Origin of the sequence: Vibrio sp. 2092, from assembly GCF_033339635.1 — a bacterium.
In the GTDB taxonomy this organism is placed as follows: Bacteria; Pseudomonadota; Gammaproteobacteria; order Enterobacterales; family Vibrionaceae; genus Vibrio; species Vibrio alginolyticus.
Genome location: NZ_JAWOUY010000007.1, coordinates 1 through 19,684 on the forward strand (window position 1 = coordinate 1; position 19,684 = coordinate 19,684).

Below are 19,684 nucleotides of genomic sequence, written 5' to 3' on the forward strand. Positions count from 1 at the left end.
TGAGCCTAGTGCGGTGAAAGTTGCACGCTGGGTTCTTAGAGGGACGGCACTTGGTAACAAGTATCGTCTACTCGACAAAAGTGTGTTTCAGTTCTTAAATGGGGAAGTGTTTTCCTCATATACCTCAACCAATACAGCTAGCCTTTCAAGTTTACAAATTAGTCTTATATTTGCTTTATCGAAAGGCATTGAGGTTACTTACCTTGGCGAGATTTTTTAAAGTACTCAATACTGTGTTGTATACGACATTCAACACTTGTACTGTTTCCCTAACGCCAGAGCTATTCATTGACATATCAACAGTTTTTTCTTTTACATCTGGCTTGCGGGCCTCGTAAACGTAATCGAGTTAAAGCTCTTTCGACACTCGATACATCTGGAGCGAGGAAAGCCAGAATGCCCTTTTCCATGTTCACGAACGGGCTCTGTTTTATTACAGAAACGATATTGAACTTGGATAGTAACCATGAGTTAAAAACATCAGAAATCAGGTGGCTATATTAACATCTATCAACCGATTTGAGTTATGACCAATAAAAGGATAGTTAGGTTTTTATTGCGTAAATTATCGGTAAGATGAAGTCATATAACAGGCAATATGTCAGGTGTGTAGAATTATTCTATTTTAGGGATTTTGCTCTAAGTCTAAATGAATCTTTGCATTTCAATTTCAATAAAGCTTGGTTATTGATCATGTTTCTGAGTATGCGAATTATTATCAGTTATGCATATGATTGCTCATTGTCTAGTTTGACTTGTGTAACGTCACTTCAGCACGCACTACGCTGATTGTCTGTGTTTTCGTGTTGACAGTTTGGTACTAGGTAAAAATCAACAAGACTATGATTTCAAGGAACATTTTATGTTAAAGAAACTACTAAGTTGTTGTATCACCTCCGCGCTCTGTTTTCATTCTTCTCTCGCTTTTTCGCAACCCAATGAGATTGCGGACAGTGCAGAGTTACAACAAGCTCCCGACGCATTGCCTGCCACTTTGATGCTTGCACCGGACGACATCGCCATTGCAGATCGCTATATTGTGGTATTTCAACAGCCGCAAATGATGGTGAGCAATTCAACGGAATTCGAGCAATTCACGCAACAATCCGTAGACCGCATGTCTGGTTTGTATTCGATACAAGTGGAGTCGGTTTTTGACCACTCGATAAGTGGATTTGTCGCTAACTTGAGTCCTGAGCAACTAAAAGATCTGCGTTCTGATCCTCGTGTGGACTACATTGAGCAAGACAGAATCCTATCGCTTGACCCAATAGTCTCGGCAGACGCAAATCAAACCAATGCCATTTGGGGACTAGACCGAATCGACCAACGAAACTTGCCACTCGATAACAACTACAGTGCCAACTTTGATGGGACTGGGGTAACGGCTTATGTTATCGATACGGGTGTGAATAACGCGCATGTTGAGTTCGGTGGTCGCTCAGTTTCAGGGTATGACTTTGTCGATAACGATGCAGATGCAAGTGACTGTAATGGACACGGCACACACGTAGCTGGCACCATTGGCGGCAGCTTGTATGGTGTTGCAAAAAACGTCAACCTTGTCGGCGTGAGAGTATTGAGCTGTACCGGATCGGGTTCTACTTCTGGTGTTATTGCCGGTGTGGACTGGGTGGCTGCGAACGCTTCCGGACCTTCAGTCGCCAACATGAGTTTAGGCGGCGGTCAATCCGTCGCTCTGGATAGTGCGGTGCAAAGTGCGGTTCAGTCAGGTGTCAGCTTTATGCTTGCAGCAGGTAACTCCAACGCCGATGCATGTAACTATTCTCCAGCACGCGTTGCTTCCGGAGTAACTGTCGGCTCGACCACCAGCACGGACGTACGTTCGAGTTTTTCAAACTGGGGCAGTTGTGTGGACGTGTTTGCGCCAGGTTCACAAATCAAATCCGCATGGTATGACGGTGGCTACAAAACCATTAGTGGCACTTCGATGGCGACGCCACATGTGGCGGGTGTAGCAGCATTGTATCTTCAAGAAAACCGTTCACTGTCTCCAAGCCAAGTAGAGGCCTTGATCGTTAGCCGCGCAACTAGCGGAAAAGTGACGGACACAAGAGGCAGCGTGAACAAGCTACTTTATAGCTTAACGGATACAGATTGTGGCCAAGACTGCGGTGGCCCAGATCCAACACCGGACCCAGAAGGCAAATTAACCTCGGGCGTGCCAGTAAGTGGTTTAAGTGGTTCAACTGGTCAAGTAGCGTATTACTATGTTGATGTAGAAGCTGGGCAGCGCTTAACCGTACAAATGTATGGTGGCAGTGGCGATGCGGATTTGTATCTCCGTTTTGGAGCAAAACCAGCACTGAATGCATGGGACTGCCGACCTTTCAAATACGGTAACAATGAAACATGTACGGTCAGTGCGACGCAAAGTGGACGTTATCACGTCATGATTCAAGGTTACTCAAACTATAGCGGTGTCAGCATTCAAGCGAGCTACTAGTTATTTTTCTCGTTATTAGAAGAGAACAAAGCCCGCTTTTCGGTGGGCTTTTCTTTTGGGAATACTGTGCTTTAGGGAATGCAGTGTTTAAGAGGAGACGCTATTCAAACGTATTGGCCTTTTGCTTCAAAAACTCAACTCGAAGCGGCATCGAAGCTTTCTATTAGTAGTTAGTAGTACTCACATAAGTCGGGTTCCTCAAACAAAAACGCCCTTCATATAAGTAAAGGGCGTTTGTTATTTGACGTTTTGATTAGCGAGCTATAATACCAACCCACCGTCAATCTTGAGCACTTGGCCTGTGATGTAGGCGCTCTTGTCTGAGGTTAGGAAAGAGACGCCATTGGCAATATCTTGAACTGAGCCCATGCGCCCTAATGGGGTTTTGCCTTCCATCATTTGAATGACTTTCTCTGGCAGGTTCTTGGTCATATCGGTGGCGATAAAGCCTGGCGCGACACAGTTGACGCGTATCTGTGCACCCTTTCTTGACAGCTCTTTCGCCCAGCCTTTGCTCATTGAGATGACGCCGCCTTTACTTGCGCCATAGTTGCTCTGGCCGATGTTACCATCCGTTCCCACTATAGAAGAAATACTGACAATACTACCTGCACCCTGCTCTAGCATGACAGGAGCAACACGTTGGGTGAGTAAGAACACCGCTTTTAGGTTCACGTCGATCACGCTGTCCCAGTCTTGCTCTAACATATCTGGCAACAATGCATCTCGAGTGATGCCCGCGTTGTTAACCAGAGCATCGATTCTTCCGTGCTGCTCTACAACACTTTCTACTACTTCACTGACGGCTTCGGCATCACACAAGTTGACTTGATAACTGCTTAGCTGCGCCGACTGGCTCCATTCCACGGGCGATATGTCTAGCCCGATTACGTGGAATCCATCCTCCAGTAATTGCTCACAAATCGCTTGGCCAATACCACGAGCCGCACCAGTGACTACTGCTACTTTTTCCGGTTTCATCTTGGTCTTCCTTAAATGTTGAGATTACAAATTCGCTTGTATCCCTAGCGTTTTTTGTTTTTATGCCTAGTCGCGTTACAGCTGCGCTTCTCATACGCAGGGTCTTTTATATCTTATAAAAACTATAGAAACAGTCTGGGAGTCGAATGTGAACTAATCAAGGCAACTTGATGACTATGGCAAGATCAACGTAAGAAAGTGTGTTGGAAGGCGCAAAGTTACACGATTGGAGGACTTGGATAGAAAAGTATTGGTCTGATTAATCAAATACTACTTCATCAGACCAATATTACTTGTCTCTTAATCTCTTACAAAAGCTGGTTTTGTTATTTTCACCAGAAAAGGCTGAAGCAAGAGATTAAACAACATGCCAGCAATAAACAGGGTGATCACAATACTCGCACCACTCGGTAAGTCATAGCGAGCCGATGCGGCAATACCCGATAAGATCCCAACAATACCAATGCTGATACTAGCGACAAAGAATCGAGTTCCCTTCAATGCTGCCGCACATAAAGCTGGAATAACCAACAAAGCAAATTCTAAATAAATGCCGGTTAACTTGACCGTAATGGGCATCAGGATTGCAAAGATCAGATAAAAACCACTACCGCGCATAAACGCAGGTTTTAACCAAACCAATAGCAACATCGCAGCGGTAATGAGTGCCAGAGGCCAAACGTCTGCCCAAGTCGCCCATAACAATTGCCCATTAAGAATGCCTTGAATAAAGTCTCCGCCGTGTGGGTCTTTACTCACCAGCAGGATCGCCAGCGATGCAGACACGACAAACAAGCTGCCAATCATGGGCTCTAAATGTTGCTGGTATCGTTTCTCCATTAAGGCAATCAAACCGCAAAGCATCAAAGACATCACCCAAGGGCCAATCATTTCGCCAAAGAATGAGCCTGAGAACAGCGCGTATTGGCTCAACCAGTAGTGGCTTAGTGCTGCCCCCAATGCCGCAACTTGCGCCACCGCCAAATCTATAAAGATGATCTGACGATTAAGAACTTGTTGCCCCAGAACGATGTTGCCGACCAACGCAATTAAACCACACAAAACCGCAGGTAAAAGCCATGCATAATCCGCCATACTTAGATCCTCACAGGAACGGGCGGCACTAACACATCCAGTAAATCATCAATGACCTGATCGTACATCTCATCCAAGCTTTCACCCTCAGAAACGGTCAATGGCAGTTGAATCACAGGTTTGTCAGTATGATCTTGCAACCAGTTCGCTGGACGCTGATCCTGATGAGAGGAGTAAACAATCGCATCAAAACTGTCGGCATTTAACTTGGTGAGTGATTGCAGGTGAGATGTGGTCGGTGAAATGCCCGGTTTAGGTTCGAGATCGGCAATCTGCTTCATTCCGAGCCAATCGTACAAATAACGATACGTCGCGTGATAACCGACAACTTGCTTACCCTTTAAAGCAGCCCCTTTCTCATTCCATTCTTTAAGCTTTTTACGCCAATGAGCACGAAACTTCATACCATTCACTTGGTAACTTTGTGCGTTGTCGGGATCAATCGCTTTTAGGCGCTCCGTGACTTTACGAGATAATGGAATCATGTCATTTGCCGCAAATTGAACATGTGGGTTACCGTGAGCGTGTATATCTCCCATGCTACGGTCAACGTGAGCATGAGTATCTAACATGCGCACGAAGTCCGTCGCGTAGATCATGCTCGGCGCACCATTTTGCACCGCCGCATTGCTGCTACGAACTTGCAGCATAGGTAACCACCCCACCTCTAGCTCTGCGCCCGAACACATTGCCATGTCCGCTTGGCGCATCTTCGCAATCAAAGAAGGACGAGCTTGTACGTAATGTGGGTCTTGCTTAGCCGTTGTCGCTGAATAAATACTGGCATCTGGCGCGTGGCTTTCAAGAAAGGCTTTCCATTCTGGCTCACAAACGAAAATGTTTAGAGCCGAAGCAGGCGAAGCAATGATGGCAGCTCCTGCCGCCATCATCACCAAACTGCATTTATTTAATGTCAGCTTAGAACGCATGAGCACCGTGCGCTCCAAATGTCATCACGTATTGCAGAGTGAACACGTTGTCTGTCTCACTGTCTTGGTTATCAATGCGAGTGTATTGCGCACGGATAGTACCGAAGTGAGAAGAATCCCATGCGATCATCGCATCCATTTCTTTATCATTCAGCTCAGTAAAATGCATGTGGTCGCCATGTGCATGACCATCGTAGCTTTCTGCTTCGCCGTAACGTAGACCTGCTGACCAGCTTGGGTTGAAGCGATAAACACCCGAAACATAGTAAGCGCTTAAGTTGTCTGGTGACTCTGCATCGTTTTTATATTTGCTATCTACCACACCGTCTAACAGCATGTATTCAGCCGATAGCGTGAAGTTGCTGTATTTGTAATTACCGTCTGGTGCCCATTTCCAAACAAAATCAGCACCGTAAAGGTTCGCACCTGTCACTGCTGCGCCATGATGGTGATCGTGCTCATGCTCTTCTTCATGACCGTGGTCGTGATCTTCGAATTCTTTAACCTTGCCGTTTTCGTTACGCAGGTAACTTAAACCAAACTGCCAACTTGAAGATTCGGAGAAGTCACTACCAAGCTTCAGCGTCGTGGTGTACACGCCAACTTCAGAACCATCTTCGACAGAAGACATTTTGCTACCACTGAGCGCTTCTACACCAAGTTTTACATAAAGGTCGGTTGGCAACACGATGTTTGCACGTACACCATCATCGTAGTAGTGCGAGCCAAGGAAAGTACGATAAGCAATTGGACGCTCAACAAAGCTATCGGTGTGCATGTGTTGGTTGTTCAGGTAACCAAAGTCAGATAGGAATCGGCCAGCGCGCACGTTTACACCATATGGCAATGCCAAAGTTTCGATGAATGCCTCTTCAAGCTCTAATTCTGTCTCATCACCATGACTTTCAAGAACCGCGGTCAATGCGCCGTAAAACTTGTCGTCGATATTTGATGAGAAGTTTAATTCCGTATGGCCTAGACCAAAGCCTTCTTCGCGCTCAGAATTATGACGTTGGCCATCTTGGTAGTAGCCATCAACAACAACACCAATCTGTGGGTTCGATAGTGTGTCGGCAAAAACAGGGGATGCAAAAATGCTACCGATCACGAGAGACACCAATTTCTTATTCACTACTTTTTCCTTTTTGTTATGTTATAACATTTAATTTTGCGATGTTATAATATAACAATTCTCATTACACAAGCAGAAATTTAAATTAGGCTCCGATTTCATGTTCGTACTCAATCCATGAATTGGGCTATCAACAAATGAATCAATTGATGTTTTTTATACGTATACTAATGAGAATTAGTAATTAAATAAGTAACGGAATTTCAATATGTTGAATATGGATTTTTCAAAAAGAATCGTGATAGATACTGCTCAACAGGAGTGGATCGCCAGCCCTTCCAAAGGTGTGTGGCGCAAACCTTTGGAACGAGAAGCCAAAGAATCAGGGCATACCACCAGCGTCGTTAAATACGAGCCAAATTCGCAGTTTTCGACTCATCCTCACCCTCAAGGAGAAGAAATATTGGTGCTCAAGGGAGTATTCTCTGACGAATACGGTGACTACCCTGCCGGCACTTACCTTCGTAACCCTCCAGGAAGTCAACACGCACCATTTAGCAAAGAAGGCTGTGTGATTTTAGTTAAACTAAATCAGTTCGAATCTGAGGATCTTGAAACAGTTCGCATTAATACAAACCAAGCGAGCTGGCAGAGTGGTGTCGGTGGGTTGCAAGTCATGCCTCTACATAATTTTGAGCACGAACATGTCGCGTTGGTTAAGTGGCCAAAAGGTGAGAAATTTCAACCACACCGTCACTTTGGTGGTGAAGAGATTTTCGTATTGTCAGGAGAGTTTAGAGACGAGCTAGGTACCTATCCCGCTCTCTCTTGGATCCGAAGCCCACATATGAGCGAGCATTTTCCTTTTGTAGAGCAAGAAACGATCATTTGGGTAAAAACTGGTCACCTGCCGCTCCAAGCTCCTGCTCAGCACTCCTAATGTTTGCACACTTGGCATCGTCCATTGGAACTAAAATCGGCCCGCTATTTACGAGCCGATGATCATTTCGTCACTAAGAACCCATTATTCGCGAGTGGAGCCAGTCTTTGAGCTCAGCCCGGTTATGTTTTAACACGTTCATTTCGTGATCATCAATCGGGCTTCCTTGAAGTTCTAGTACGCGGATTTCCTTATCTAAAGCATTGTAGTTTTTAACGGTTTCAGCAAATGATGCATCGTTTTCGGTAAGCTGGGTAATGGTATCCAAATGTTCTGGGAATTCATGAGTTAATGAGTGATTTTCACCTAACATAGAGACCTCTTGGCTATTATTTGAGTACAAAATAGTGCCTAATTTTTGAGCACCACATGTATAACCGTAGCATCTAATGAGACGTTAATTCGTCGCACCGTCCACAAAAAGAACAACAAAGTTATTTTCAATTTTTCCTAGAAAGTGTTTTCTTTTTAGTCTCAATAGTCGAATGCAAAAGATGCCACCATGATCGTTCTATAATAACCCTCAACAATGAGAGCGATCATGCGAAAGACAATTCTAGTTACTGGATCTACTGACGGTATTGGTTTAGAAACCGCGAAAGTGTTAATTAAGCGTGAACAACACGTAATAATCCATGGCCGGAATATAGAGAAAGTTCAACAAGTTGAGCAAAGTTTGAGGGAGATGAAAAGTGGTAAAGTTGAAAGCCTTGTTGCTGATCTATCCTCTCCCAATGCGGTAAAACAGATAGTGATGGAGATAACAGAACGGTTCAATCATTTAGACGTCATCATTAACAATGCTGGTGTGTACGCAACACCAAATCCAAGAACTAAAGAGGGTCTTGATGTACGCTTCGCAGTCAACACCATTGCTCCCTACTTACTCACTAGAGAGCTATTGCCGTTGCTCGGTGATACGGGTCGTGTGGTTAATTTGTCTTCAGCTGCACAAACAACAGTAAACACTAGCGCTTTACTCGGTAACAAACCATTGTCAGATGGCGAAGCATATGCCCAAAGCAAATTGGCATTAACGATGTGGTCACGAGCAATCGGACTAAAGCTTAAGAACACTGGCCCTATGTTGGTATCAGTAAACCCAAAATCATTCCTAGGTAGTAAGATGGTTAAAGATGCTTATGGGGTTGCTGGTGGTGATATCCGCTCAGGGGCAGATATTCTAACTCGCGCTGCGCTATCAGAAGAGTTTGCCCAAGCGCATGGTATGTACTTCGATAATGACATTGAAGCATTTGCGCCCCCACACCCTGATGCATTAGATCAAAGCAAAACACAGCAGATAATTGATAGTATTGAATTAATCCTAAGCAAACCCTATTAATAACAATTAAGAATTATCTTGAGGTTCGTTTTTATTCGGACCTTAAAAACAATGTATTCGATAAGTGAAACTTGTTATCACTTTTCCGCAAACTCTCAATAAGGCGGCGTGCCATAGTATTCAGCAAAGTAATCAATAAAGGCACGCACCTTAGGCGCAATTAAACGAGAGCTTGGGTACACAGCCCAAATCCCAGCATCCATCGCTAAAGGGTGATCTTCGAGTACTTCCACTAGCTGACCACTTTGTAATTCTTGATAAACACTCCAAACTGAGTTGATAGAAATACCTAACCCGTTTACCGTCGCGTCTCTCATCGCATCACCATTATCAGTTTTAAAACGACCAGAAGTTCTTACATTGAGCATTCCATCTTTTGTATTGAATGACCAATTATTCATTCCAACTAAGTTAATACATTCATGATTCGCCAAGTCTTGGGGCTTGTTAGGTCTCCCAAATTGTTCAATATAATCTGGTGATGCAACGATAATACGACGATCTGGCGCAAGCTTTCTTGCAACCAATGAAGAATCTTTCAACTCAGCGACACGAATGGCGACATCAAAACCTCCCTCAACCAGATCAATAATGGAATCAGAAAATCGGCAGTCCACGGTTAACCCTGGGTAACGCGCCATAAAACCTTTTAATGCGGGCACAATATGCAAGCGACCAAAAGTTGCAGAGGCGGTTATACGTAATACTCCCGTTGGCGCACTCTGCCCTGAGCCAACAGCTCCCCTTGCTGCCTCCACTGTTGCAAGGACCTCCTCCGCGTGAGGTAAAAAAGCCTGCCCCTCTTCAGTTAAGGAAACTTTGCGTGTGGTGCGATGAACTAAACGAACTCCTAAGCTGTCCTCAAGTTTATTGATGTGTGCGCTAGCGACAGCAGGAGAAAGTCCAAGCTCCTGACCAGCCATGCTGATGTTGTGTGTCGAAGCCAAACGGACAAATAGCTTTACATGATCGATGTTCATTTAATTTTCAATTATTTGTAAAAAATCACCATATAGAGCTTAGCATTTTCTTCCTTACGGATAGTAAATAAATACTCCAGTTAGAAAAAACTGATGGGCAGATAGAAGTCCAGCTCAAACACCTCATCATGGCTAAGGAAATGGTTTTTATGATAGTGAACATAAGCGGGAGTAGAACGCTGCTTAAAGCCTGAATTCGGCAACCACTTCTCTAACACCATACTCAATTGAGGAAGAAGCTCTCCATATACCCCTGTTAAGCGAAAAACAGCATGCAAACCACCCGGAATCGTCATTTGATTTACGACACCGCGTACTTTAAGCGGCTTATCAATCGCCATACAAGCCACATAGCGACACTTATCGAGCTCGACCCAAGCGGGGTTGGAGTGATGCAAACCGTATTGAACCGAAAAGTCCCGATTCTCAGAGCTTGCCCACGCCTTCAAAATCAGCCACGCATTGCGAATGGAACGGCTATAACCCTCATGCCGCACATAAGCCGCGAAGCGTTGTGGAACCTCCATAATTTTAGGTTCTGGCAACTCGCGTTTCGCAACCCGATGGTAACCCGCAGCCACTTCCGGATCTTTTAGATACGGCTTTTCTGCGACTTGTAAATCATGCTTTCGCCACGCGCCAGGAGACATAGCGAACGTTGCTTTAAACGCTCGGCTAAAAGAAGATACCGAGCTAAAGCCGCACTTGTTAGCAATGTCTAACACCGACGAGCTGGTATCAAACATCAGTTGATTGGCGGCGTATTCCATTCTTGTTCGACGGATATATTGATGGACAGACTCCCCTACCACATCTTTAAAAATACGATGGAAGTGCTGTTCAGAATAGGCTGCTACATCTGCTAGCTCTTTAGCCGATAAATCTCTGTTAATGTCCTGGTGAATGTAAAACAGCACGTCATTGATTCTGGAAACTTGTTGATGGCTCACGGAGTAAACTTTCGCTTAAATAGCATAAATGGACATGTTTAACAGCATAAATGGACACACCAAGCTTGGCAATTTACCTATACTATTTCTGACATAAAAAAGACAATTACGAGAAGCACAGCACATGGAAATCGCACAGTCATTACAACAAACTAAGTCATCCTACATCCGAGAGATCCTCGCAGCAGCGAGCGATAAGAACGTCATTTCTCTTGCAGGTGGCTTGCCGGACGAAAAAACCTTCCCGATCGACTTAATGAAACCGACGCTCGAAAACCTCGCTAATATGCCAGAGGTGTTTCAATACGGCGCAACAGCAGGCTACGCCCCGCTACTTAACTTTTTGACCGATTATTACCAGCTGCCAGAATCTCATTTGGCTATGATCACAACGGGCTCTCAGCAAGGGCTAGATTTGATTGCGCGTGCGTACGTAAATCCGGGCGATAAAGTGGTGATGGAAGCACCGAGCTACCTTGGTGCTATGCAAGTATTCGGTCTAGTGCAAGCCAACATCGTGACCGTTTCACAAACCGAGTGTGGCCCAAACCTTGAAGAACTCGAACAATGCTTTGCCACGCAGCAACCAAAAATGTTCTACGCCGTACCCGATTTTCACAACCCAACGGGCGTATGCTGGGCGCTAGAGACTCGCCAAAAAGTTGCCGAGCTTTGTATCCAATACGACGTTGCATTCATTGAAGACGCACCATACCGTGAGCTGCGTTTTTCTGGTGAAGCACTACCGCTAGTTTCAGATTTCTGCCCGCAACACTCAATCGTATTGCGATCTTTCTCCAAAATAGCTTCACCAGGCTTGCGTATTGGTGTAGTTACGGGCAAAAGCAGCTACCTTGAGCCACTTATCAAAATTAAACAAGGTGCCGATCTGCACTCTAGTATTCCTATGCAAGCTTTGCTGCATGGTCTACTGCAACATGACAACTTCGAAACGCACATTTCAACCATCTGTGCTCTTTACAAATCACGTTACGATGTCATGTTTGCTGAACTGCAAAAACAGCTGCCAGAAAGTTGCGTACTCAAACCCGTCGATGGTGGTATGTTCGTTTGGGTCGAGATTCCAGAATGCGACACCTTCGAACTGGCGAAAAACCTTCTCGCAAACTGGGTTGCTGTAGTGCCGAGCCCGGTCTTTTATCCAGAAGGTTCAAAGGTAAAAGCCGCTCTGCGTCTTAACTTTACCAATGCTACACCAGAAGAACTGACGACAGCTGTCTCTCGACTCGCGGATGTCCTCAACACGTTGTAATTGAACGCGAGTGTAAGAACCTGCCTTTGAGATTCAAAAAAAGTCTCAAAGGCAGCATCAAAAAAGTTCCCCAAAAAAATTTATATTTTTCCTTCAAATCAACTCTCTACAGTAAGTGCCTGTTTTCTCTTGAACCTCTCACTCATATAAAAATGAGAACTCAATCACGTATTTGATGGTTAGAAAAGTTACGTCTATCTTTCAGTCAAAGACATCAACTTCGCAGCGTTAATGCTCTCAATTTCAGACACTTTATCAATCGTGGCTTAGCGGTTGATAAACGACTAAAAAAGCATCTGTGGGCATACCCACTACGAAGGGTTGACCAGAACCATTCTGAATGTCGCGAGCCAATCTTTTGATTGGCAATTACGTCAGTGAATCGCACCAAATGACAGAGGGGTTATCAGGATGAATACTCGAACCACGACTGGACTCGTCACCATCGGCTGGTCCGTTACACTTTCACTTTTTACCGCATTCGCCGTGTATGCCAATACGTCGCCAAACTGTAGTGACGTATTAGCGGGCAACACAACCGCCGCATCGCAAAAAATGATAGTTTTATTAGGCGAAGACATCACCAAATCTAACCGTATCACTACGGTGATTCCTGCCGAAAACAATCCATTTGTGACCGAAGAACTGGTTTCGGTTTCTAACGACGTATCGCCAAACGGTCGTCTTTCACAAAAGAGTTTGGAAGAGATTCGGAAAGTCCGCTCAAATCTAGAGAAAGCAGCACAGGAAGTAAGCCGATTACAGGGCACTTTTGAAGTGGCTTTAATCAGTTTGATTGATGGTTACTGCCAATTTTCTAATCATAAACGTACTCAACATGCCAAAATCGACTTTGACCATTTGGAAGGCCTCACTTTGTATTCAATCCCCGCTTTAATAGCAATGGTCGATCAGTCGTACTACATGGCAAAGAATCGAATCGCTAATGAGCAGAAACAGTTAAGCGACATTGAAAAAGAGAAACAGAGGCAGAAACAGCAAGCAACTGCGGCTGTAGCCGCTCGTTACCAAGACAGTAACGTACTTGTAAGAGTCGAGAACTTTGATGGCGCTAATGTGACATTTTCCGTTACTAACATTGGTTCACAAGGATCATTGCAACCAAATTTCAACTCGTTTAATGCATATCGCACAGAAAGTGGAGAATTAATCTACAAGTCAGAATCTTTATTACACCTGGCGGATACTGCAGGTAACACACTTGAAACAATGGGTATCGCTGAGCTCTCATCACAAGGTGGAAGTGACATATCGATCTCTCCTGGAGAAACCCGAAAATTCGTTACTAGCATTGCTTCAGAAGTCGCGCCACATACGCAGTTGAGCTTAGAGTTTCCAGCCAAAGTGCTTAATACTGAGCGAGACTTTACATTGTCGTTTTCTGATACATCAGCGGTGGCGACAGCAAACGTTAATTAACGCAAAGTAGCCAGTATTTGTAGAACGCATCAAAGACAGGCGAGCAGCGCCTGTCTTTCAATTATGATCAAGCCAATAGCTACTGTTTGCACTTGTAAGCATTTGCAAACATCGTCACTGACGTAGAAAAGCTCAACGGTTGATACAAGTACAAGGTATCTGCGCCTAAATCCGCCGCCTTGATGCGCATTTGGTTTAGCGTCCCCCAAACCATGTCTTTATCTGCATGAAGCCAGTAGTCGTAAAAGTGTCCTTCTGAGCCGATCACGGTACCCATTAGTTCACAGTTTTCAATCGCATTGTCCCAAAGCACCTGTACTTGCTCAGATTCTTGCGTTGGGAAAGTCACACATCCCGTTAATGATGCCGCTAACGCGAGAGTCATCACTCGCTTTTTCATACTTATATCGCCAAAATTTTTCATAGATGGCAGATTTTATGAATGGCTGATGTGATGACTAGCAAAAACTTTTTATCGCGTGTTCAAGCAAACTTAATGGACAACGGAAAAGATCCAAAAGGTGATCATGCAGCTAGCGAGCAAAAACCTAATAATCACAGACCTAGCAATAAAGCTGTATCTGAGATACAACAGTAATGATTAAATAGCCGCGAGGGATAGACTTTGGTTGCTAAAAATAAGCTAATTCGCTACACAGCTACGGAAGTCGCTGATGCATTTGACAAAGAAGATGAGCTCATTAAACAAGTTCAGTCCAACCAACTCTCGCAAGTGCTATTGCTTTGGCAAGTAAAAAGTCCAACGCTCGTGCTTCCCGCGGGTAAGAAATGGCCAGTGTCTAATGAGTTAGAACATGCGTTAAATACGTCTGGCTGGAAGCTCTTTTCTCGTAAAACCGGTGGTGCCCCAGTCCCTCAGGTGCCAGGTATTATCAATCTATCCCACATTTACCACTGGCCAGAAGGCGAGCCTTACAACATCAAAAAAGCGTATCTCGATTTATGTGCGATATTAACGGTTTTCTTTAAACAGCTCGGCGTGAAAGTGGATGTTCATGCTACGCCTTATTCCTACTGCGATGGCGAGTACAACCTCAACATTGGCGGGCAAAAAGTCGTGGGAACCGCGCAGCGTGTTTTACTTAAAAAAGGCGGCGGACAAGTGGTATTGTCACAAGCATGCATTCTGATTGATGCCGACGTCGAGAAGATTGTCGAACCAGTACGAATGTGTAATCAGCTTTGCGGTCACAGCGATGATATTCGTGGTGATGTCCACACACCGCTCTTCCATCATGTATCCGACCGCCCATCGGTAGATTCGCTCTTTCAGCAATTGACGAGTGCGTTTTTAACGCATGCAAAAGCGGAGTAATGAAAGGAGCAAGCCTCCCCCACACTCCGAACAGCATTTGATAAACTAAAACTGCATGCCGTGATAACGATGTAAGAATGGGCATCGCCAACGTAAAACCATTCAATCGATCGACCAAACCAGTTATCAGTTTTGCCTGCCAAAAAGAAATGAGATCCAGTTCAAATATTTATCCATGACGGAATTAGTTGAAGCCTGCGCGTAAAAGCCTCAGAATGTCGCACTTTTCGCACCGATTTGTTTTCGGCGCGTTGTTATCTAACTCTACAATTGAGAATCATACATATGGGTTTTACCTCGTTAGGTCTATCTGCTCCAATCCTTAAAGCTATTCAAGAGAAAGGCTACGACACCCCTTCGCCAATTCAGGCAAAAGCAATTCCTGCTATTTTGGAAGGGAAAGACGTAATGGCAGCAGCGCAGACTGGTACAGGTAAAACTGCAGGCTTTACGCTACCGATTCTTGAGCGTTTATCGAACGGCCCTCGCGTTCGTGCTAACCAAGTTCGTGGACTTATCCTGACGCCAACGCGTGAACTTGCGGCTCAGGTGCAAGAAAACGTGTTTATGTACGGCCGTCATCTTCCACTAAGCAGTGCGGTTGTTTTTGGTGGTGTGAAGATCAACCCGCAAATGCTGCGTCTTCGCAAAGGTGCGGATGTGTTGGTAGCAACACCAGGCCGCCTGATGGATTTGTACAACCAAAATGCAGTGAAGTTCGACCAACTAGAAGTTCTGGTACTGGATGAAGCTGACCGCATGTTGGATATGGGCTTTATCCGTGACATTCGTAAGATCCTAGCTCTGCTACCAAAACAACGTCAGAACCTACTGTTCTCGGCGACTTTCTCGGATGAGATCCGCGACCTTGCGAAAGGCTTGGTGAACAACCCGGTTGAGATTTCAGTGAACCCGGCAAACTCGACGGCGAGAACGGTTGAGCAAAGCATCTACCCAGCAGACGTGAAGAAAAAAGCACCGATGTTGGTTAAATTGATCAAAGACGGCGATTGGAAGCAAGTGCTGGTGTTTACGAAAACGAAACACGGCGCAAACCGTCTAGCGAAGTTCCTGATCGAACAAAATCTACCGGCTGCTGCCATCCACGGCAACAAGAGCCAAGGCGCACGTACCAAAGCACTGGCGGATTTCAAATCGGGTGAAATTCGTGTTTTGGTCGCGACGGACATTGCTGCGCGCGGTATTGATATTCCGCAATTACCGCAAGTGGTGAACTTTGAGCTACCGAAAGTGGCAGAAGACTACGTTCACCGTATTGGTCGTACTGGCCGCGCGGGCGAAGTAGGTAAAGCGATTTCACTGGTGTGTGCGCTAGAAGCATCTGAGTTGTTTGCGATTGAACGTTTGATTCAAGAAGTACTACCACGTAAAGAGTTGGAAGGTTTTGCGCCAACCAATGTGGTGCCAGAATCTAAACTGGATACTCGCCCAATCAAACCGAAAAAACCTAAGAAGCCGAAAAAACCAAAAGCGCCAAATGCTGCAAGTGAAAACGCCCCAGCAGCCGAAAAGAAAGCAGGCAATGGTGCAAACAAACCTAAACGTCGCTTCAACGGTGGTAACAACGGCAACAAAAACAGCACCAACCAAGGCGGTGCGGGCAAGCCTAAAGGCAACCGTGAAGGCCAAGGTCGTGCAAACAGTAAACCAGATGACCGTAAACCTAACGGCAACAAGCCAAATGGCAATAAACCGAGTGGAAATAAACCAAACGGTAATAAGAGTGGCAACGCTGGTAAACCGTCTGGTAACCGCAAGCCAAACAATGCTAAGCCTGCAGGAAACAAACCGTCAGGTCAGCGCCGTAAACCTCGTCCGCAGGCTGCAAACTAATCTGTAAACGGCCACCGATAGCAAATACAACAAAGCCGCTGATAATCTCAGCGGCTTTGTCTTTCTTAGAACACAGTTTTCTAAAACACAGCTTTGTTAAAACAGCCTACATTAAAGGTGTGATTCGAATATCTGCGATTTGTGCTTCGTTCTTTTCACCCTCAATACCACCAGCGTAGATGTAGGTTTCATTCGATGTGAGGTAACTCATATTGAAGTGGTCCTTCAGCGCGATCTGATAGGTTTCCCCCTGCTCCAACGCCACTTCAATTGGCGTTGAGTAACGCATACCTTGGTTTTCACCAATATGGCCCATCTGCAAGTAACCTTGGCCAACCACCTTACCTGCATCATCCAATACCTCTAACAATTTCACGGTGTTCGTGATGCCAGTATTAAGTTGTCCTAGGTTATTGTTGTACCAAGCATCGAACTGGTAAGTGCCCGTTACAGGAGCTGTAAACGACTCTGCACCTTTTACAACGCCACTCTCTTTGCTCACCGTAACCACTGAGATATTGTCTTTGAGTGGCTGATATTCGCCATCAAGTTTGATGCGGATCTCTTCACCGACACAAACTGGTTGGCTTGGGTTAGAACGGAAGCCTTTATCGTTAATGCTTTCAGCCAAATAACAAGCAAAACCTGTTGGCGTATCGGAATAAGATTGAGCAATCACGTTCTTTTGAATCAGCTCGCCATTGCGATACAAGTTCACGTTGTACTTGCTCGTCACGTCAATCGAAACCGAATTATCAACGCTTTTTACCACCAATGTTGGCTCTTGCGGAGAATATACGCGGCTATCTTCACTCACATACGGTTTCACCCCAGAAACTAAAGTAATGCTACTATCTACATTCACAAGCGCGCCCAGTGTCACGTGGAAATGCCCCTCTTCGTCCATCGTGACATTTTCAACTGGGTAGTAACCTGTTTCATTTTTGCTTACTTCAGGCAAGTCAATCGTTACCGAGTAGTTCTTTCCTTTGAAGGCAAAGTTTTCCAACGTGATTTGTTCAGACTGAGCCAACAAATTATTGCGCACCCAACTTGTGATAAATGGCTTCACTTCCAACTTACCTGTTTCGGTATGGATGCCGAATAGGGTCTCTACCACCATGTTCAAGTAGCCACCCACAGACCAAAGCTGACGCTGAGAGTTAATCACTGGGCCATCCAAGCTCGGATCTTCGCCATGATCACTATGGATGATGAATGACTTACCAGAAAGCCACTCTAAGTTTTCCATGTTGGATAAATTAGTTGCCGTACCACGAACCAACGATTGAATGGCATTGTTCACTGCTGCCACGTTTTGTGTTTGATGCGCGGCGCGCAAGCTGTACGCGGTAACAAATGGCCAAATTGCGCGGTTATGGTACACAGGCACGTCCGGTTGCTGAGGGAAGTAAACCGGCACGCCAAACTCACTGTGTGGGTAATTGGCCATGATTTGTTTCGCCTGCGCATCACTTGCCACACCACTGATGATCGCAAGTGCTTCGCCCAACATGTCATATTTGTCGACCGCGATGTCTTTGCCATTATCAAACAAATAACTTACGTACATACCGCGTTCGGCATTCCAAAACTGCTCGTTGATAGCGGTTTTTAGCTGTGCAGCCCAATCGGTGTATTTGACCGCGTTGGTTGAATCGTACTTCTCTGCCAACTTAGCCGCGAACTGAATCGCGCGGTAGTGAACCACGTTTGTCGATAACGCTTTGCTGCTACCAATCGCATTGACATCGTTTGGCGTCCACGTTGAGTAAGTTTGCTCACGCCAATCGAGGAAGGATTGCTCACCAGTGTATAAACCGGATTTAGAATCAAAAGCCGCCAGGCGATCGGCTTCAAGTGTATTACTGATCGCTTTATATGCGCGCTCAGCAAACTGGTTGTACTCTTCTCCATCCAATGCCGAAAGTAAGCGTTCAGCACCAAGCGCCCAAGTCGTGCGGTCGGTACTGATTGGCCAGCTGCCGCCAGTGCCCGTATCTTGCACAATCTGCTCGCCATCATATTGCTGATCGGTCGTGTCGCGGAAAGCAGACAATTTGAAATTCAAACCATTTTGCACGCGAGTTGGATTCATCAATGCAAGCGAAAGGTCTGCTGCGTACGCCAAATCACGCGTCCACACGTAATGCCACTTCGCGCCCGTCTCAAAAACTTCCGCTTTGATTGGGTTGTTGTAGTTGTAATTGCCGTCTTTGATTTCAGAAACAGCAAGCTGGTCTAGCTCTTTCATCGTCAACGCAAACAACGCGTCAAAAGCGACATCACCCGACACCACTCGCGGCCCTGTTTGTTCATTAATCACTAAGCCTTGGTCGAGCGCATCACGCAATTCTGTCGTCGTTGAAATACCAAATTCACGCAGCTCCGCTTTAGGATCTTTCACCGAGAAAATCACGGTATCACTCGAGTCATCGTAATTGGCGAACAGTTTCACTTCTTTATTCTGATGCCCTTGATGCACCATTGCAGGGTCGAGAATCGCATCAGAGTAGTATTTTTCCGCTTCTTCTTGCGTTGCTTTCGTCACAGTCATTGTCGCACGACTTTCATCGGCAAAGCTCACAGAAAACTTGTAATACCCTTTGTCTTCAAACGTGATCTCAGAGTTGCAATCATCGTTCATACACGCTTCATTCGTGTCTGGTTTTGGCAGGTACTCTTGAGCTTTATCGAACGCCGCGGGCTCCTCAAAATAGGTGTATTGGATCTGCCAACCCGGATCAGCAATCTTGAACTGATTGCTACCTCGAGCGACGCGCAGTACGGTTTCGTACTCGTTATTACCCAAATAGTTTAGCTTGGCATGCTCTGCCGTGCCCCAATCCCCATTTAAACCACGTAAATATAAGTCGGCTGAAATAATTGGTTTGTCGACTGACACTGGCGCATCAGAGGAATCTGACCCACATCCAGCAAGACCAATACAAGACGCGACAGCAAGCGCAATAAAACTCGGTTTCATGTTCATCCCTTAGATTGTTGTTTTGGCGACAGTCTA

General features: G+C 45.4%; 17 protein-coding genes and 1 pseudogene. 8 read left to right on the plus strand and 10 right to left on the minus strand.

Annotated elements, in window-relative coordinates:
- Positions 1-144 precede the first annotated feature (144 nt).
- A pseudogene (locus R7P80_RS13530) lies at positions 145-468 on the minus strand (IS1-like element transposase); the annotation flags it as partial.
- A gap of 394 nt (positions 469-862) precedes the next feature.
- Between R7P80_RS13530 and R7P80_RS13535 the strand changes: the two are divergent.
- On the plus strand, positions 863-2,467 hold the full coding sequence (locus R7P80_RS13535; protein ID WP_225491691.1) for a S8 family peptidase: 1,605 nt from the start codon (positions 863-865) through the stop codon (positions 2,465-2,467).
- Positions 2,468-2,728: 261 nt separating this feature from the next.
- Here R7P80_RS13535 and fabG read toward each other — a convergent pair whose 3' ends face one another.
- From fabG to R7P80_RS13555, 4 genes are all read right to left on the minus strand, one after another.
- The gene (fabG, locus tag R7P80_RS13540; RefSeq protein ID WP_033906346.1) at positions 2,729-3,448 is read right to left on the minus strand and encodes a 3-oxoacyl-ACP reductase FabG; all 720 of its coding nucleotides are present in this window, start codon (positions 3,446-3,448) and stop codon (positions 2,729-2,731) included.
- A 300-nt stretch (positions 3,449-3,748) separates the two neighbouring features.
- Positions 3,749-4,543 (minus strand): metal ABC transporter permease, encoded by a 795-nt coding sequence (locus R7P80_RS13545; protein ID WP_005373725.1) that lies wholly within the window; start codon positions 4,541-4,543, stop codon positions 3,749-3,751.
- A gap of 2 nt (positions 4,544-4,545) precedes the next feature.
- On the minus strand, positions 4,546-5,472 hold the full coding sequence (locus R7P80_RS13550; RefSeq protein ID WP_025767961.1) for a metal ABC transporter solute-binding protein, Zn/Mn family: 927 nt from the start codon (positions 5,470-5,472) through the stop codon (positions 4,546-4,548).
- On the minus strand, positions 5,462-6,604 hold the full coding sequence (locus R7P80_RS13555; protein ID WP_017633595.1) for a hypothetical protein: 1,143 nt from the start codon (positions 6,602-6,604) through the stop codon (positions 5,462-5,464). The genes R7P80_RS13550 and R7P80_RS13555 overlap by 11 nt, the downstream gene beginning before the upstream one ends.
- 208 nt (positions 6,605-6,812) lie before the next feature.
- Between R7P80_RS13555 and R7P80_RS13560 the strand changes: the two genes are divergently transcribed.
- Complete coding sequence (locus R7P80_RS13560; RefSeq protein ID WP_225491690.1) at positions 6,813-7,484, plus strand: cupin domain-containing protein; 672 nt, start codon at positions 6,813-6,815, stop codon at positions 7,482-7,484.
- A 73-nt stretch (positions 7,485-7,557) separates the two neighbouring features.
- On the opposite strand, the gene R7P80_RS13565 is transcribed toward R7P80_RS13560, so the two are convergent.
- Positions 7,558-7,797, minus strand: a complete 240-nt coding sequence (locus R7P80_RS13565; protein ID WP_005373737.1) for a YdcH family protein — start codon at positions 7,795-7,797, stop codon at positions 7,558-7,560.
- Positions 7,798-8,025: 228 nt separating this feature from the next.
- Here R7P80_RS13565 and R7P80_RS13570 point away from each other — a divergent pair, with 228 nt between their 5' ends.
- On the plus strand, positions 8,026-8,829 hold the full coding sequence (locus tag R7P80_RS13570; protein WP_225491689.1) for an SDR family NAD(P)-dependent oxidoreductase: 804 nt from the start codon (positions 8,026-8,028) through the stop codon (positions 8,827-8,829).
- Between the two features lie 95 nt (positions 8,830-8,924).
- Here the strand turns inward: R7P80_RS13570 and R7P80_RS13575 are convergent, their stop codons facing one another.
- Positions 8,925-9,809, minus strand: a complete 885-nt coding sequence (locus R7P80_RS13575; RefSeq protein WP_225491688.1) for a LysR family transcriptional regulator — start codon at positions 9,807-9,809, stop codon at positions 8,925-8,927.
- 80 nt (positions 9,810-9,889) lie between these two features.
- Positions 9,890-10,759, minus strand: coding sequence for an AraC family transcriptional regulator (locus R7P80_RS13580; protein ID WP_025767964.1), 870 nt, complete (start codon positions 10,757-10,759; stop codon positions 9,890-9,892).
- 124 nt (positions 10,760-10,883) lie between these two features.
- Here R7P80_RS13580 and R7P80_RS13585 point away from each other — a divergent pair, with 124 nt between their 5' ends.
- A complete protein-coding gene (locus R7P80_RS13585; protein ID WP_017819834.1) occupies positions 10,884-12,032 on the plus strand; it encodes a PLP-dependent aminotransferase family protein in 1,149 nt (382 codons plus the stop codon).
- Positions 12,033-12,443: 411 nt separating this feature from the next.
- The gene (locus R7P80_RS13590; RefSeq protein WP_025767965.1) at positions 12,444-13,472 is read left to right on the plus strand and encodes a hypothetical protein; all 1,029 of its coding nucleotides are present in this window, start codon (positions 12,444-12,446) and stop codon (positions 13,470-13,472) included.
- Between the two features lie 79 nt (positions 13,473-13,551).
- Here the strand turns inward: R7P80_RS13590 and R7P80_RS13595 are convergent, their stop codons facing one another.
- The gene (locus R7P80_RS13595) at positions 13,552-13,872 is read right to left on the minus strand and encodes a DUF4156 domain-containing protein (RefSeq protein WP_225491687.1); all 321 of its coding nucleotides are present in this window, start codon (positions 13,870-13,872) and stop codon (positions 13,552-13,554) included.
- 42 nt (positions 13,873-13,914) lie between these two features.
- Between R7P80_RS13595 and R7P80_RS13600 the strand changes: the two genes are divergently transcribed.
- The 3 genes from R7P80_RS13600 to R7P80_RS13610 all read left to right on the plus strand — a co-directional run bounded on the left by R7P80_RS13600 (position 13,915) and on the right by R7P80_RS13610 (position 16,662).
- Complete coding sequence (locus R7P80_RS13600; RefSeq protein ID WP_162171729.1) at positions 13,915-14,070, plus strand: hypothetical protein; 156 nt, start codon at positions 13,915-13,917, stop codon at positions 14,068-14,070.
- 27 nt (positions 14,071-14,097) lie between these two features.
- The gene (locus R7P80_RS13605; protein ID WP_005373753.1) at positions 14,098-14,808 is read left to right on the plus strand and encodes a biotin/lipoate A/B protein ligase family protein; all 711 of its coding nucleotides are present in this window, start codon (positions 14,098-14,100) and stop codon (positions 14,806-14,808) included.
- Between the two features lie 285 nt (positions 14,809-15,093).
- On the plus strand, positions 15,094-16,662 hold the full coding sequence (locus R7P80_RS13610; RefSeq protein ID WP_025767967.1) for a DEAD/DEAH box helicase: 1,569 nt from the start codon (positions 15,094-15,096) through the stop codon (positions 16,660-16,662).
- Positions 16,663-16,768: 106 nt separating this feature from the next.
- On the opposite strand, the gene R7P80_RS13615 is transcribed toward R7P80_RS13610, so the two are convergent.
- Positions 16,769-19,648: an amylo-alpha-1,6-glucosidase gene (locus R7P80_RS13615; protein WP_225491686.1), complete on the minus strand. Its 2,880-nt coding sequence runs from the start codon at positions 19,646-19,648 to the stop codon at positions 16,769-16,771.
- Positions 19,649-19,684: the final 36 nt, after the last annotated feature.

Bases quoted from the DNA above. Each gene is read 5' to 3' on its own strand.
- R7P80_RS13535 (WP_225491691.1), top strand. From the start codon at position 863: ATGTTAAAGAAACTACTAAGTTGTTGTATCACCTCCGCGCTCTGTTTT.
- fabG (WP_033906346.1), bottom strand. From the start codon at position 3,448: ATGAAACCGGAAAAAGTAGCAGTAGTCACTGGTGCGGCTCGTGGTATT.
- R7P80_RS13545 (WP_005373725.1), bottom strand. From the start codon at position 4,543: ATGGCGGATTATGCATGGCTTTTACCTGCGGTTTTGTGTGGTTTAATT.
- R7P80_RS13550 (WP_025767961.1), bottom strand. From the start codon at position 5,472: ATGCGTTCTAAGCTGACATTAAATAAATGCAGTTTGGTGATGATGGCG.
- R7P80_RS13560 (WP_225491690.1), top strand. From the start codon at position 6,813: ATGTTGAATATGGATTTTTCAAAAAGAATCGTGATAGATACTGCTCAA.
- R7P80_RS13565 (WP_005373737.1), bottom strand. From the start codon at position 7,797: ATGTTAGGTGAAAATCACTCATTAACTCATGAATTCCCAGAACATTTG.
- R7P80_RS13570 (WP_225491689.1), top strand. From the start codon at position 8,026: ATGCGAAAGACAATTCTAGTTACTGGATCTACTGACGGTATTGGTTTA.
- R7P80_RS13575 (WP_225491688.1), bottom strand. From the start codon at position 9,809: ATGAACATCGATCATGTAAAGCTATTTGTCCGTTTGGCTTCGACACAC.
- R7P80_RS13585 (WP_017819834.1), top strand. From the start codon at position 10,884: ATGGAAATCGCACAGTCATTACAACAAACTAAGTCATCCTACATCCGA.
- R7P80_RS13590 (WP_025767965.1), top strand. From the start codon at position 12,444: ATGAATACTCGAACCACGACTGGACTCGTCACCATCGGCTGGTCCGTT.
- R7P80_RS13595 (WP_225491687.1), bottom strand. From the start codon at position 13,872: ATGAAAAAGCGAGTGATGACTCTCGCGTTAGCGGCATCATTAACGGGA.
- R7P80_RS13600 (WP_162171729.1), top strand. From the start codon at position 13,915: ATGGCTGATGTGATGACTAGCAAAAACTTTTTATCGCGTGTTCAAGCA.
- R7P80_RS13610 (WP_025767967.1), top strand. From the start codon at position 15,094: ATGGGTTTTACCTCGTTAGGTCTATCTGCTCCAATCCTTAAAGCTATT.
- R7P80_RS13615 (WP_225491686.1), bottom strand. From the start codon at position 19,648: ATGAAACCGAGTTTTATTGCGCTTGCTGTCGCGTCTTGTATTGGTCTT.